At 66.3% G+C, this 13,794-nt stretch carries 14 protein-coding genes; 3 read left to right on the forward strand and 11 right to left on the reverse strand.

The window, feature by feature from the left end:
- Window positions 1-6 precede the first annotated feature (6 nt).
- A complete protein-coding gene (locus tag ACFW6D_RS17200; protein ID WP_379329188.1) occupies window positions 7-1,293 on the reverse strand; it encodes a M18 family aminopeptidase in 1,287 nt (428 codons plus the stop codon).
- Between the two features lie 62 nt (window positions 1,294-1,355).
- Entirely contained in the window at window positions 1,356-1,793 is a 438-nt protein-coding gene (locus ACFW6D_RS17205) for a MarR family winged helix-turn-helix transcriptional regulator (protein WP_379329287.1), read from the reverse strand.
- Between the two features lie 60 nt (window positions 1,794-1,853).
- Between ACFW6D_RS17205 and ACFW6D_RS17210 the strand changes: the two genes are divergently transcribed.
- Window positions 1,854-2,927 (forward strand): substrate-binding domain-containing protein, encoded by a 1,074-nt coding sequence (locus ACFW6D_RS17210; protein WP_379329190.1) that lies wholly within the window; start codon window positions 1,854-1,856, stop codon window positions 2,925-2,927.
- 15 nt (window positions 2,928-2,942) lie between these two features.
- Here the strand turns inward: ACFW6D_RS17210 and purQ are convergent, their stop codons facing one another.
- A complete protein-coding gene (gene purQ, locus ACFW6D_RS17215) occupies window positions 2,943-3,620 on the reverse strand; it encodes a phosphoribosylformylglycinamidine synthase subunit PurQ (RefSeq protein ID WP_378631755.1) in 678 nt (225 codons plus the stop codon).
- A complete protein-coding gene (gene purS, locus ACFW6D_RS17220) occupies window positions 3,617-3,853 on the reverse strand; it encodes a phosphoribosylformylglycinamidine synthase subunit PurS (RefSeq protein WP_056818769.1) in 237 nt (78 codons plus the stop codon). Before purS ends, purQ begins: the two co-directional genes overlap by 4 nt.
- Before the next feature lie 97 nt (window positions 3,854-3,950).
- On the opposite strand from purS, the gene ACFW6D_RS17225 reads away from it, so the two are divergent.
- Window positions 3,951-4,595, forward strand: coding sequence for an MBL fold metallo-hydrolase (locus ACFW6D_RS17225; protein ID WP_379329192.1), 645 nt, complete (start codon window positions 3,951-3,953; stop codon window positions 4,593-4,595).
- A gap of 1 nt (window position 4,596) precedes the next feature.
- Here the strand turns inward: ACFW6D_RS17225 and ACFW6D_RS17230 are convergent, their stop codons facing one another.
- From ACFW6D_RS17230 to ACFW6D_RS17250, 5 genes are all read right to left on the reverse strand, one after another.
- Complete coding sequence (locus tag ACFW6D_RS17230) at window positions 4,597-5,940, reverse strand: dipeptidase (protein WP_379329194.1); 1,344 nt, start codon at window positions 5,938-5,940, stop codon at window positions 4,597-4,599.
- A 10-nt stretch (window positions 5,941-5,950) separates the two neighbouring features.
- A complete protein-coding gene (locus tag ACFW6D_RS17235) occupies window positions 5,951-6,388 on the reverse strand; it encodes a hypothetical protein (RefSeq protein WP_379329196.1) in 438 nt (145 codons plus the stop codon).
- Window positions 6,385-7,809: an APC family permease gene (locus tag ACFW6D_RS17240; protein WP_379329198.1), complete on the reverse strand. Its 1,425-nt coding sequence runs from the start codon at window positions 7,807-7,809 to the stop codon at window positions 6,385-6,387. The genes ACFW6D_RS17235 and ACFW6D_RS17240 overlap by 4 nt, the downstream gene beginning before the upstream one ends.
- Before the next feature lie 161 nt (window positions 7,810-7,970).
- The gene (locus ACFW6D_RS17245; RefSeq protein ID WP_379329200.1) at window positions 7,971-8,672 is read right to left on the reverse strand and encodes a DUF2334 domain-containing protein; all 702 of its coding nucleotides are present in this window, start codon (window positions 8,670-8,672) and stop codon (window positions 7,971-7,973) included.
- A 143-nt stretch (window positions 8,673-8,815) separates the two neighbouring features.
- Window positions 8,816-10,963: a S9 family peptidase gene (locus ACFW6D_RS17250; protein ID WP_379329202.1), complete on the reverse strand. Its 2,148-nt coding sequence runs from the start codon at window positions 10,961-10,963 to the stop codon at window positions 8,816-8,818.
- Between the two features lie 114 nt (window positions 10,964-11,077).
- Between ACFW6D_RS17250 and ACFW6D_RS17255 the strand changes: the two genes are divergently transcribed.
- Window positions 11,078-12,115 carry a DUF2330 domain-containing protein gene (locus ACFW6D_RS17255; RefSeq protein ID WP_379329204.1) on the forward strand — a complete coding sequence of 346 codons (1,038 nt, stop codon included), beginning with the start codon at window positions 11,078-11,080 and terminating at the stop codon, window positions 12,113-12,115.
- Between the two features lie 162 nt (window positions 12,116-12,277).
- Here the strand turns inward: ACFW6D_RS17255 and ACFW6D_RS17260 are convergent, their stop codons facing one another.
- Both ACFW6D_RS17260 and ACFW6D_RS17265 read right to left on the reverse strand, forming a co-directional pair.
- Window positions 12,278-13,210 carry an alpha/beta hydrolase gene (locus ACFW6D_RS17260; protein ID WP_379329289.1) on the reverse strand — a complete coding sequence of 311 codons (933 nt, stop codon included), beginning with the start codon at window positions 13,208-13,210 and terminating at the stop codon, window positions 12,278-12,280.
- A gap of 160 nt (window positions 13,211-13,370) precedes the next feature.
- The gene (locus tag ACFW6D_RS17265) at window positions 13,371-13,793 is read right to left on the reverse strand and encodes an HIT family protein (protein ID WP_379239221.1); all 423 of its coding nucleotides are present in this window, start codon (window positions 13,791-13,793) and stop codon (window positions 13,371-13,373) included.
- Window position 13,794: the final 1 nt, after the last annotated feature.

The raw sequence follows: 13,794 nt of genomic DNA on the forward strand, positions 1-13,794 counted from the left end.
GGCGGGTCAGGATTCGGGGGTGAGGAAGGCGGCTAGGGCGGAGGCGTAGGCGGGGACGTCGGCGGCGCCCATGAGTTCGCGGCAGGAGTGCATGGCCAGTTGGGGGGCGCCGACGTCGACGGTCGACATGCCGGTGCGGGCCGCCGTCATCGGGCCGATGGTCGAGCCGCACGGCAGGTCGGCGCGATGGACATAGCGCTGCAGCGGCACATTCGCCTGCGCACAGGCGAGTGCGAAGGCACCGGCACCCGCCGCGTCGGTGGCATAGCGCAGGTTCTGATTCACCTTCAGTACCGGCCCACCGCCGACCTCGATGCGGTGCGCGGGCTCGTGCCGGTCCGGATAGTTGGGGTGCGTCGCGTGTGCCATGTCACCGGACGCGACCACCGAACCCGCAAGCGCGGCAAGGTAATCCGCGCGTCCGCCACCGCGGGCGAGCACGATTCGCTCCAGCACCGCGGGCAGCAGATCCGACTGCGCCCCACGATCGGACTGGCTGCCGACCTCTTCGTGGTCGAACATCACCAGCACCGCCGTCGCGGCCCCCGGCTCATCGGCGGCCGCGAGGAAAGCCTGTAGTCCGGCGTAGCAGGTTCCCTGGTTGTCGAGTCGCGGCGCGCTCACCAGATCGAGGTCGCGTCCGACGATCGTGCTGGACGCGAGGTCGTGGGTCATCAGTTCCCAGCCGAGTACGTCGGCGCCGTCGACCTCGGCCCGCTCGGCGACGAAGTCGAGGAAGGAGGCAGGCGCGTCGCCGATCCCCCAGATCGCGTTCACGTGCCGTTGCGGGTCGAGGGTGACCCCGCGCCGGTCCTCGGACAGGTGGATCGCCAACTGCGGCACCCGCAGGATCGGTTCGTCGATGCGTACCAGCACATCCCGCATCCGCGAACCCTCGCGCACGCTGAGCCGCCCCGACAGCCCGAGCTCGCGGTCCAGCCACGAGTTCAGCCAGGCCCCGCCGTACGGCTCGAGCCCGACGAGTTGCCACCCGGCCCCGGCCAGATCAGGATGCTGCTTCACCCGCAGGTTGGGGCTGTCGGTGTGCGCGCCGACCACCCGGAACGGCGCCGCGGGCACCGCATCGTAATCGGCCCACGCGATCAGCGAACCACCGCGCACCACATAGTGTTTGCCGCCCGCGTCGCCCCACGCCGACGCCTCGGTCAACGGCGTGAACCCGTTGCCGTCCAGCTCGGCCGCCACCGTCGCGCACACGTGAAACGGCGAGGGCGACGCATCAATGAAGGCACACAATCCGCTGGCCGTGGCCGCTGTCAGAGAAACCGGCATCCTGCGATCCTAGGCACGACAGCCCGCCCGGGCACCTCGCCCCGGAATACTTCCCGCTCGGATCAGTCGTCGCGTTCGGCGATAATCGAGAGCGCGGCCAGCATTTCGCCGTAGCGGCGAACACCGAGCCGAGATCGTAGGTCTTCCTCGGCGAGCTTTTCCTGCGCCCGAATCCGGGCCGCCAACTTGGCACCGAGGCTGCTCAGCCCGATCAGGATCCGACGGCGATCGTCGGTGGCGGCGACGCGGAAGATCAGGCCGCGTTCGGCGAGATTGTCCGCGTGCCGGGTCGCCGACGACGGTGGCAGCCGCGCCTGGGCGGCCAGCTCCGACATCGTCATGCCCTCGTCGGTGGACAACTGCGACAGAATCGCCCAATGGTCAGCCGTGAGGTTGTCGGCCGTCAGCGCCGCGTCGAGTCGACTCACCCAGTTCCGCTCCGCGGAGCGCAGGGCGCCGTGCAGCGTGGAATACCCACTTATAATGGCCACCGATTGCATTCCCACCTGCCGAGAAATTCATTCGAACAATCCTGTTCGCGCTAGGCGATAGGATACAGAATGCCGAATTTTGGCCAGAGCCGGGATGAAACGATCGAGATTCTCTCGATTGTCCCCACGCAGGGCCCGGGCGGCATCATCGCGCCGTCGTGCACCGCGGCAATTGCCCTTGCTGTGGACGAAATCAATAGCGGCACAGGAATTCTCGGCCGAGAAATCCACCTCACGACCATCGACGGCGGCCGCGAACCGCGCGAAGTAGCCGCCGAAGTCGAGGCCTTTCTGGCCACCGGAATGGTCGGTGCGATCACCGGTTGGCACACCTCCGCGGTGCGCCGGACCGTTGCCGCGGCGGTGGACGGCCGCGTTCCCTACCTCTACGCCACCGACCATGAAGGCCTGCCCGACGAGCGGCCCGGCGTCCTGCTGGTCGGCGAACATCCCGACCACCAGACCGTCCCCGCAGCGGCTTGGATGGCGCGCGAATTGGGCGTGCGCCGCTGGGCGGTCATCGGCAACGACTACATCTGGCCGCGCCGGACCGCGCACGCCCTACGCCAGTCTCTGCCGGACCCGTACGACATCATCGTCGAGCAGTACGTCCCCCTCGGCACCACCGATTTCGACGATTTCCTGTCGAACCCGGCGCTGCTGCTGGCCGACGGGGTGCTGATCCTGATGGTCGGCGCCGACACCGCCCGCTTCAACCGCCAGTTCACCGCCGCGGGCTTCCCCGCCGTGATGCCCCGTCTCAGCCCTGCGGTCGACGAAAACGTCCTGCTCAGCGCGGGCCCGTCGGCGAACACCAACCTGTACGTGGCCTCGAGCTTCTTCGTGGACAATCACACCGACGAGGGCCGTTCCCGCCAGGCGCGCTATCGCCGACATCACGGCCAATTCGCCCCGGCGCTGACCACTTTCAGCAACTCGACCTACGAAGCGATCCACCTGCTGAACACTCTCGCCGACACGACGGGCACCCTCGACGTGGAACAGATCTCCGCCGCAGTCGAAACCGGCCTGGTCCTGGACGGCCCCGCCACCCGTCGAGGTTTCCTGGGCAATCAAGCAGTCGGCCCCGCCCACCTGGCAAGGGCGAACGGGGTCGACTTCGACATCATCGACGCTCTGTAGTGCAGAGCGGGTTGATCAGGCCTTGACGAAACTGTCGATGACCGAGAAGAACATGCCGAGACCGTCGTCGCTGGGTCCGGTCAATGCCTCGGTGGCGTGCTCGGGGTGCGGCATCAGGCCGACGACCCGGCCGTTGGCCGAGGAGATCCCGGCGATCCCGCGCTGCGAACCGTTCGGGTTGTCGCCCGCGTACCGGAACACCACGCGGCCTTCGCCTTCGAGTTCGTCGAGAACCTTCTCCGAAGCCTGGAACCGACCCTCGCCCGACTTCAGCGGAACGAGAATCTGCGCACCCGGTTCGTAGCGCGAACTCCACGCGGTGTCGGTCGCCTCGACCTTCAACCACTCGTCGCGGCAGATGAAGTGCAGGCCCTCGTTGCGGGTCAGCGCACCCGGCAGCAGCCCGGCCTCGCACAGCACCTGGAAGCCGTTGCAGATGCCGAGCACCGGCAGACCCTGCCCGGCCGCGCGCACGACCTCGCCCATCACCGGCGCGAACCGCGCGATAGCGCCACAGCGCAGGTAGTCCCCGTAGGAGAATCCACCGGGCACGATGACCGCGTCGACACCCTTGATATCGGCATCGGCATGCCACAGGCTCACGGCCTCGGCGCCGGCCAACCGCACCGCCCGAGCGGCGTCGACATCGTCGAGCGTCCCGGGGAAAGTAATTACGCCAATGCGTGCGCTCACGAGACCCGAACGACCTTCCAGTCCTCGATCACCGTGTTGGCCAGCAGCGCCTCGGCGATCTGCTCGAGCTGAGCGTCCGACACACTGTCGTCCACCTCGAGCTCGAATCGCTTGCCCTGCCGCACATCCGAGATACCGGCGAATCCCAGACGAGGGAGCGCGCCGACCACGGCCTGCCCCTGGGGGTCCAGAATCTCGGCCTTCGGCATGACCTCGACCACGACTCGTGCCACGCGTTGCTCCTCAAGTGGTGTGTGGGTTACCCCAGAAATCCTAGTTGAGGGGGCCGTCGTGCCCGCGTTCCGGGGTCACGGCGGCTTAGCATCGGGTATGCGCATCGCCCACTTCGGACATTCCTGCATCCTCGTGGAACTGCACGGCGTGAAAGTGCTGTTCGACCCCGGCACCTTCGCGCACGGGTTCGAGGGCATCACCGGTTTGGACGCGATCGCGGTGACCCACCAGCACCCCGACCACATCGATCCGAACCGCATCGGCGATCTCATCGAGAACAATCCCGGCGCCCGCCTGCTGTCCGACCCCCAGACCGCCCAGCAGCGCAGCGAGGGCTGGGAGCCGGTTTCAGCTGGTCAGGTGCTCGATATCGGCGACTTACAGATCACCGGCGGCGGGGGCAGGCACGCGGTGATCCACCCGGAGATCCCGGTGATCGACAACACCGTCTTCCAGCTCGGCACCGAGGCCGACCCCGCCCAGCTCGTCCACCCCGGCGATTCACTGTGGGTACCGCCGGTCCCGGTCGGCGTCCTCGCCATCCCGGCCGCCGCCCCCTGGATGCGCATCTCCGAGGCCGTCGACTACCTGCGCGCGGTCAATCCGCGCACCGCGGTGCCCATCCACCACGGCATCATCGACCCGTCCGCCTATGGCGTCTACTTCGGCAGACTGACCGAAATGGCCCCGGCCGGCACCGAGTTCCGCGTCCTCGAATCCGAGGACCAGGGCCAGTTCTGAGTCAGCGGTAGCTGGTCAGGAACAACGCCTCGGCCAGTGCCATGTGCTCGATCTCGCTCGGGTCGACGCTCTCGTTGGGCGCGTGGATCAGGCATTTCGGCTCTTCGACGCCGATCAGCATGATCTCGGCCTTCGGGTAGGTGTCGTGGAAGACATTGCACAGCGGGATCGACCCGCCCTGCCCTTCGGTGGTGACCGGTCGCCCGTAGGACGCCTCCATCGCCTTGGCCAGCGCGTCGCGGGCGGGTCCGTGTTCGGAGGCGACGAAGGGTTCGCCGAGCGATTCGAGTTCGATATCGAGGTGGGCGTTCCACGGCAGGTGCGCCCGCAGATGCTTCTCCAGCAGGTCGTAGGCCGATTTCGGCTCGGTGCCCGGTGGGATGCGCAGGTTGAGCCGGGCGCGGGTGCTCGGCTGGATCGCCGCCGACGACCCGACGACGGCGGGCACGTCCATCCCGAGCACCGTGATCGCGGGCCGCGACCACAGCATGTCCGACACGGTGCCGCTGCCGAGCAAGTCGACGCCGTCGAGCACGCCCGCGTCGGATCGGAAGTCGGCGGGTGGGTACTGCGCGCCGGACCACTTCTGATCATCGGTGAGACCGTCGATCGTGGTGTTGCCCTTGTCATCTCGCAGCGACGACAGCAGGTGGATCATCGCGGCGAGCGCGTCCGGCGCCGGTCCGCCGAACATCCCTGAATGCATCGGGCCTTCCAGGGTTTTCACGGTCAGCACGACATTCACGAGCCCGCGCAAGGTCTGAGTGAAGGTGGGGACGCCCACGGCGAAGTTGCCGCAGTCGGCGACGAGGATCGCATCCGATTGCAGCAGAGCGGGATTGGCGACGACGAACTTCTCCAGCCCGCCCGTACCCTGCTCCTCCGAACCCTCCGCCACCACTTTGATCCCGATCGGGAAGTCCGGTCCGATCGCGCGCAGGGCCGTGAGATGGGTGACGATGTTGCCCTTGCAGTCGGCCGCGCCGCGCCCGTACCAGCGCCCGTTCTTGTCGGTCAGGGTCCACACCGGCGTGTGCCAGGCATCGTCGCCGAGTGGGGGTTGCACGTCGTAGTGGCAGTACAGCAGCACGGTCGGCGTTCCCGGCGGCCCCGGCTTGGACGCGATGACGGCCTTGCTCCCGTCGGGCGTCTCGTGCAGTGCCACATCGGGCAGGCCCGCCGCGGCGAACGCGTCGGCCACCCACTGCGCGGCCTGCTCGCACCCCGAGGGCGGGAACTGGCGCGGATCGGCCACGGACTTGAACGAGACGAGCCGGGCCAGATCGGTTTTCGCCTGACCCATCAGGCCGGAAACCTTGCCGCGCAACGCATCAACATCGGTCATCGATCAAGCCTCACTTCGTCGTGTCATCGAGCTTCAGGGTTTCGAGATGGTCGATATAGTCCTGCAGGCGCTCCGGGCAGTAGACCTGGATGGTCAGCGATACCGCCTGCGCGCTCTGGGTGGGTGCGATCACCGGACGTTGGCCGGGTCCGGCCGCGCCGTTGGTGATGGCCGACTGGTACCTGGCCTTGATCATCGGATCGTTGGGGTTCTGGCAGACCGAACCGCCGTCCTCGCCGAGCGCGTCGGCGATGATCTTGGGATCCGGTGCGGGCAGACCCGCTTCGGCCAGATTGTCATGCAGCTGTTGAGCTTTCGCGTCGACCCGGCCGCTGCGGTGGATCTCGGTGAAGGTGAAAAGTCCGGTCAGCATGAACACCACCAGCAGCACACCGGCCGTCAGATAAATCCAGTGCCGCTTGCGATCGGGCGCGTCCCCGGTGGTCATACCTGCTCTCCCTTCGGCACGTCGAATTTCCAACTGTCCCTGCGGTTTCGATAGAACAGATAGGGAACGAGCAGCCCGACGACGCCCATTCCGCCGCCGACGATGAGCAGATACACCAGCGGACTGCCGCTGCCGAATTGCGAGGGCGGCACGAACCCGATCGCGAACGCCGCGACCGAGGACAGCGCACCCAGCCAGCACAGCGCGTACAGCGCGGGCGCCCGATATCCGCGCGGATGATCCGGCTTGTTCTTGCGAAGTTTCGCGGCCGCGGCGAACATCAGCACGTACATGATCAGATACACCTGCGTGGTGATCACCGACAGGATCCAATACGCGCTCGAGACGTTGGGAATGAACGCGTAGAGCAATGCGATCAAAGTCGTCACCACGCCTTGGGCCACCAACATGTTCTGCTGCACACCGTGCTTGTTGAGTCGGGTGAGAATCGGCGGCAGATATCCCTCGCTGCGCCCGATCAGCAACAGCCCCTTCGACGGCCCGGCCAGCCAGGTGAGCATTCCACCCAATGCCGCTGCCACCAAGGCGAATCCGATGATGGGCGTCAGGAATCCGACACTGAAATGGTTGAAGAAGGCGTCGAAGGCCTGCATCACGCCCGCGGTGAGGCTCAAACTCGCCGACGGCACCACCCAGCTGATCGCCAGCGCGGGCAGAATGAAGATCACCAGTACCAACCCGACCGCGAGGAACATCGCCTTCGGGTATTCCCTACCCGGATTACGCAGCGACGACACGTGCACCGCGTTCATTTCCATCCCCGCGTAGGACAGGAAGTTGTTCACGATCAGCACCAGGCTCGCCAGGCCGGTCCACGCCGGTAGCAGGTGGCTCGAATCCATCGGCGCCGCCGAGTGATTGCCCTGGCCGAGGAACACCAGACCCAGGATAACCAGCACCGCACCGGGAATCAGCGTGCCGATCACCAGGCTGATACTCGACAACCCGGCCACCGTCTTGGTCCCCTGCGAGGACACATACACCCCGGCCCAGTAGATCGTGATGATCACGATCGCCACATACACGCCGTTCGACGCGAGCGACGGATGAATGATGTAGGCGAAAGTACTTGCCACATAGGCCAACAGGCTCGGATAGTAGAAGATCGTCATGGCGGACTGACACCAGACGGCCAGGAATCCGAGCGGCTTGCTCAATCCCTCACTGACCCATTTGTACACTCCCCCTTCCCATCCCGAAGCCAGTTCCGCGGCGACCAGAGAGGTCGGCATCAGGAACAGAATGGCGGGAATGATGTAGAGGAATACGCAGGCCAATCCGTAGACTGCCATTGCCGGTGCCGAGCGGAGACTGGCCACCGAACTCGTGGTCATCAGCGCCAATGTCACCCAGGACATATATTTCGTCGTCGTCGCGACTTTCGTCGCGGAGCCCGTCATCAGCGCTGCCTCCTGCTGCGTTGTACACAACTAGCGGAAACCACTCGAACAACTGCTCGTGGATGGTACCGCCGCGGATATGCGCAGACAGGCAGGAAACACCGTGCGTAAAAAGGCCGCCGCCGCGCGCTGATCGCCAGTACGCGCGCGGCGACGGCCGGTCAGGCGGCTCTGGCCGCGGTGTCGGGCTCCCAGCGGTACACGTCGCTGCGGGCCCCGTGATAGAGCGCGAGATCGACCGCGTCGAGCATCGCCTGGCGCGGACCGGAGCGCTGCAACTGCGCCGCCGACACCGCCAACCGCAGCACCCCACCGCGGCGCGCAGTGCGCTCGGCACCCATCACCAGCGCCCGGCACCACCACGGTTCCGCCCGGAACCCCTCACCGATCCCGTACACCCGCGCACGTTGGGCCACATCGCGTTCCAGGTCGAGCATGCTGGTGAGCCCGAACGCCATCCGGAACCCCACATCGGGCAGCGCGGCCAGCGCACCGGCCGAAGCGTCCCAGCGCGGGGCGGCGAACAGCCGGGTGCGCAGTTCCACCCGCTCCATCACCCGATCGGCCGCTTTCAGCCGCAATGTCGCCTCGTGTCGCGGCAGATCGGCGAACTCCGCCCGCCGCGTCTTGGTGGCGGCCTGGTCGTACCCGTGCAGCACGATCGCATCACCCTCGAGCCGACGCCCGCGCAGCCACGACTGCGTAGCGGGGTCGTCGACCAGCCGGTACTTGCCCTTCAACCGGGGCGCGACCAGCAAGGACAGCCGCACACCCCGATCATCCATCGCCGCCGCGAACTCGATCGCGGCATCGCGAGTCGTATCCCGGATCCCCGACACCGAAACGATCAACTCAGCGTTCATGCACCCCACAGTGACACCCGGAGGTGACGCCAGCGTGCTACCCCGATGACGCCCGAACGAACTTCGGCGCACTCCTGCGCGTGGTGATCGATGCGGCGATCACCACGCGAAATGGGTGCCGACCAGTTGGTCTGCGTCTCTGATCACGCGTCGGCGAGACCCACCCGGTCCAGCACCCAGGCGTACTCGAAGGCGACTTCCTTCCACTTCTCGTAGCGCCCGCTCACGCCGCCGTGACCTGCGGTCATCTCCGTTTTGAGCAGCACCTCGTTGTCGCCGGTCTTGGTGGCGCGCAGCTTGGCGACCCACTTGGCAGGCTCCACGTAGAGCACGCGGGTGTCGTTGAGGCTGGTGATCGCCAGGATGGCCGGGTAGTCCTTGGCTTCGACGTTCTCATACGGCGAGTACGACTTCATGTACTCATAGACATCCTTGTCGGCCAAGGGATTTCCCCACTCGTCCCATTCGATCACCGTCAGCGGCAGCGACGGGTCGAGGATGGAGGTGAGCGGGTCGACGAAGGGGACGTTGGCGAGGATGCCGGTGAACAGCTCCGGCGCCAGGTTGGCGACGGCGCCCATCAGCAGCCCGCCCGCACTACCGCCGTCGGCGATCAAACAGTCAGGTGCGGTCACACCGGTGTCGATGAGATGCTGTGCGCAGGAGACGAAGTCGGTGAAGGTGTTCTTCTTCAGCAGCGTCTTGCCGTGCTCGTACCAGAGCCTGCCCATCTCGCCGCCGCCGCGCACATGCGCCACCGCGAACACCGCACCACGGTCGAGCAGCGATAGTCGTGACACCGAGAACGACGGATCAATACTGGCCTCGTAGGAGCCGTATCCGTAGAGCAGCAACGGTTTCGGGCCTTCGGGCAGTCCGGTGCGCTTGATGATCGAGATCGGGATCCGGGTGCCGTCGGCGGCGATGGCCCAATCCCGGTGCTGCTCATAGTCGTTCGCGTCGTAGCCACCGAGCACGACCTGCTCCTTGCGGAGGATCAGGTCACCACTGGCAGGGACATAGTCGAATACCTGCAGCGGCGTGATGAACGAGGTCACCCCTACCCGCAGTGTGGGCTGTTCCCACTCCGGGTTGGAACCCGCACCGGCGGAGAACAATTCGAGCCCGAAGTCGAGTTCGGTCAGCTCACCGAGACCCTCGGGTGTCAGCGGCCACACGGACAGCCGGGGCAGGGCTCCACGCCGGTAGCCGAGCACCAGATGATTGGCAAAGGAGTCGATGTCAGCCAAACGAACGTCATCGCGATGCCCGATCAGCATCGTCATATCCGACGGGTCGCTGGCGGGGGCGATTTCGAGCACGAAGTTCTCGGCCTTCACGCCGTCGACCACATCGTTGTGCATGATCAGGAACTTGTCCTCACCCGCGACCACCGCATGCTCGGCCGAGTACTCCACCCCCTCTCGGCGAGGAAGCAGTACCCGGAACTCGCCCTCGGGATTGTCCGATTCCAGGATCCAGCCTTCGGTGGTGATCTTGGAGCCGAGCCAGATCATCAAGTATTTCTCGGAGCGAGTCGCGTCAACGCTCACCCAATAGCGCTCGTCGGGCTCGTGGAACACCGTCACGTCAGTGTCGGACGCGGTGCCGACGCGGTGGCGCCACACGGTGTCAGGACGCCAGGACTCGTCCACGGTCTGGTAGAAGATGTGCGTGCCGTCCAGCGACCAGGTCGCCCCCGGCCAGACGTTGTCCACCTCGTCGGGCAGCATTTCACCGGTGCGCAGATCCTTGATCCGCAGCATGTAGCGCTCGTCGCCGGTGCTGTCGAACGAGTACGCGAGCAAATTGCCGTCGTGGCTCAACGAGAACGCACCGAGCGCAAAGAAATCGTGCCCCTCGGCGAGGGCATTCAGGTCCAGCAGCACCTCCTCACCCTCGATCTCTACCCCGACCTCGAGCTTCGGCGGCGTCCAGGCATCAATGCCCTCGGCTTTCGTGTCGATAGGACAGCGACACTGCACGCCGTACTGTTTGCCCTCGAAGCTGCGCGAGTAATACCAGTACTCACCCAGTCGCGTCGGCACCGAGAGATCGGTCTCCTGAGTACGCGCTTTGATCTCGTCATAGATCTTGTCGCGCAGGGGCTGCAGCTGGTCGGTCTGCGCCGCGGTGAACGCGTTTTCCGCCTCCAGATACGCGATGACCTCGGGATCTTCCTTGTCCCGCAGCCACTCGTAGTCGTCGACGAACGTGTCACCGTGGTGGACCCGCTCGAAGGGCGCCCGCTTCGCGATCGGCGCCGACACGGTCTCATTCTCGCCAGCCATCCGTCCACCGTAGCCGTACCCCTCCCACCGGGCCCGCCAACTCGGCTCCCGTGGCGGCCGGGACTGAGTATTTCTGCGCATCTGCCGACGCCCGCTCCTGCGTAACCTGACCGCATGGGGATGCGGTACGCACTGCGATCGTTGGTCGTGACTGTCGGAGTGGCGCTGGCCGCGGGATCAGGGGCGGTGATGTCGGCGAACGCGTGTGCGTGCGGCGGCATCGTCAGCGGGGACAGTTCGGCGCGGGTGGACAGCGAGACGGCCGTCCTCGGCTGGGACGGCAGGCGCGAAACCATCCTCATGCGGCTGGGGATGCGCTTCGAGGGCGCCGATGCGGCGCTGATCGTCCCGACCCCGACACCCGCGACCGTCTCGGCCGGGACAGCGGCCTCGTTCACCGAGTTGGCGCGCATGACCGCACCCGAACGGGTCACCGAGTACGACTGGTTCGGCAGCGGTCCCCTCGGCGGCGATTCGTCCGCCGCCGCACCGGGTTCCGGCCCCGACGTGCTGAGCCAGGTCCAACTGGGCCCGCTGGAGGCGACCACCCTGCGTGGCGGCGACCTCACCGGCGTCCGAGAGTGGTTGGACGCCAACGGCTATCAACTCCGCCCCGAGGTCAGCGCCACCCTCGACCCCTACCTCCGCGAAGGCTGGTCCTTCGTAGCCATGCGCCTCACCAGCGCAAAGCCCCTCTCCGGCGCCCTCGACCCGGTCCGCCTCACCTTCGACTCCGACCGACTCGTCTACCCGATGCGCATGTCAGCCGCCGCGACCACACCCCAGTCCGTGCGCCTCTACATCTTCAGCGACCACCGCATCGCCCGCATCGACCCCGACACGAATTCCCAGACCACCACCACCGAATTCGCTTCCCCGATAACCGAACCCACCGATCCAGACCTGAAAGCCCTGTCCGCAGGCAACAACTACCTCACCGAACTCTCGATCCGTATCGCCGACCCCGCGTCCATCACCACCGACTTCCTCCTGGCACCCGCCAGCAAGGACGTCCCGGTAAGAGATCGCATAGTCACCAAGGAATACGTCGAAATCCTCGGCCTCCCAGCCGGTTACGTCCTGATCCTCACCGGCCTGTCCGTGCTCGGAGTAATCGCGAGCGTCGTCCTGCGCCGCCGGTCAACGCGGTAGCGGCGATCTCCCACGGCGGGGCCGACCCCCGCCGATTCCCGCTGGGGGGGCAGCCAACCGAGGCGATCACGTTCACAGTTGACGGCCCGGCAGGGACCCAGCCGACCCCTGAACACACCCGACCCGGCCCCCTGCTGGAGAACCGGGTCGGGTGTCAGATGCTCAGGCGCCGAGTGCAGGCCCGATGACCGGCCAGGAGTGATGCAGCGCGTCCTGCCAGTACGACCAGGAGTGCGTGCCCACCGGGTGGTAATCGATCCTGGCCCCGATACCCGCCGCACGCAGGCGCTGGTCGAAGGCCACCATGCAGGTGTTCACACCGAGTTCGATCGGCCCGCCGAGGAAGATGTTCTCGGCGAGTGTCGGCTTGAGTTCGGCCTCGTGCGGCCCGGGGATACCGGTGCCGGTCGACATGTACAGCGCCTTACCGCGCAGCCCTTCGATCATCAGGGCCGGATCGTGCGAGGCCCATTCGGGGCTGCCGGGCGCGCCCCACATGTTGCCCGGGTTGCCGCCGCGGTTGGCGATGGAGAACATCATCGCCCCCGCCGCCATCGCGATGTCCGGGCACGCGCTGTAACCGGCGACCGCGCGGTACAGACCGGGGTGGCGGGCGGCCAGGATATAGGCCGCGTTGCCGCCCATCGACAGTCCGCCGATGCCGTTCACGCCGTTGCCGTTGAAGTGGCCGTCGATCAGGCCGGGCAGTTCCTGGGTGAGGAACGTTTCCCACTTGTACCGGCCGAAGCGCGGATCGTCGGCGATCCAGTCGGTGTAGTAGCTGGCCTGGCCGCCCATCGGCAGCACCACGTTGACGTTCTTGCCCCGGAAGAAGGCTTCGGCGTCGGTGGCGTTGGTCCAGGTGCTCTGGCCGATGCCGGGGTCGAGCCCGTCGAGCAGGTAGTACGTACCGCGCGAGCCACCGCCCGCGGGGTGCAGCACCTGTAGATCGATATTTCGGCCCATCGCGGGCGAGGTGACCGTGATCGCGGTCCGGTGGGGAGTCATCTCGTGCACCCCGATGATCGCGGCGGCCGACGCCGTCGCCGTGTGCACCACCGCCGGTCCTATCAACGCGAGAGCAATAGCCAGCACTGAAGCAGCAACACCTGTACGACGCACGATCTACCCTCCATAACCGCATGCCAATGACAGTCCAAGGTAACCCACAGGTGAACGAACTGGAAGCATTCGGCGTTTCGGGCGTTTCTTCAGCAAACTTGCCGGTTTGCAATGCCCGCTTCGCCCGGAAATATCAGCGGGTGAGCGCGCCCCGGATCGAACCGGCCAGATAATCGAGGTCAGCACGCGCGGGCGAGGTGGGCCGGGCGCGCAGGCCGAAGCCGTCGCCGGGCGTGCGCGGGATCACGTGCAGGTGCACATGGAACACTTCCTGCCCGGCCGTAACCCCGTCGGCGAGAAAGAAGTTCACCCCGTCGGCCGCTACTTCACTGCTGCGCAGCGCGGCCGCGATCTGCTGGCCGACCTGAAAGAGCTTGCCGCCCAAGGCGGGATCGAGATCGGCGAGGCTCGGCGCGGGAACTTTGGGCACCACGAGCACGTGCCCGGGCGTCACAGGACGAATGTCCATGAAGGCCAAGACGTCGTCGTCCTCGTAAACCTTCGAGGAGGGAGCGGCCCCGGCGATGATGTCGGCGAAAATCGTGTACGGATTCACC

The organism is Nocardia sp. NPDC058705, assembly GCF_042749305.1.
Classification (GTDB): domain Bacteria; phylum Actinomycetota; class Actinomycetes; order Mycobacteriales; family Mycobacteriaceae; genus Nocardia.

Excerpts from the sequence above, each read along its gene's own strand:
- ACFW6D_RS17230 (WP_379329194.1), bottom strand. The coding sequence starts at position 5,940 with ATGACCGATGTTGATGCGTTGCGCGGCAAGGTTTCCGGCCTGATGGGT.
- ACFW6D_RS17255 (WP_379329204.1), top strand. The coding sequence starts at position 11,078 with ATGGGGATGCGGTACGCACTGCGATCGTTGGTCGTGACTGTCGGAGTG.
- ACFW6D_RS17235 (WP_379329196.1), bottom strand. The coding sequence starts at position 6,388 with ATGACCACCGGGGACGCGCCCGATCGCAAGCGGCACTGGATTTATCTG.
- ACFW6D_RS17200 (WP_379329188.1), bottom strand. The coding sequence starts at position 1,293 with ATGCCGGTTTCTCTGACAGCGGCCACGGCCAGCGGATTGTGTGCCTTC.
- ACFW6D_RS17205 (WP_379329287.1), bottom strand. The coding sequence starts at position 1,793 with ATGCAATCGGTGGCCATTATAAGTGGGTATTCCACGCTGCACGGCGCC.
- ACFW6D_RS17250 (WP_379329202.1), bottom strand. The coding sequence starts at position 10,963 with ATGGCTGGCGAGAATGAGACCGTGTCGGCGCCGATCGCGAAGCGGGCG.
- ACFW6D_RS17245 (WP_379329200.1), bottom strand. The coding sequence starts at position 8,672 with ATGAACGCTGAGTTGATCGTTTCGGTGTCGGGGATCCGGGATACGACT.
- ACFW6D_RS17210 (WP_379329190.1), top strand. The coding sequence starts at position 1,854 with ATGCCGAATTTTGGCCAGAGCCGGGATGAAACGATCGAGATTCTCTCG.
- ACFW6D_RS17240 (WP_379329198.1), bottom strand. The coding sequence starts at position 7,809 with ATGACGGGCTCCGCGACGAAAGTCGCGACGACGACGAAATATATGTCC.
- ACFW6D_RS17225 (WP_379329192.1), top strand. The coding sequence starts at position 3,951 with ATGCGCATCGCCCACTTCGGACATTCCTGCATCCTCGTGGAACTGCAC.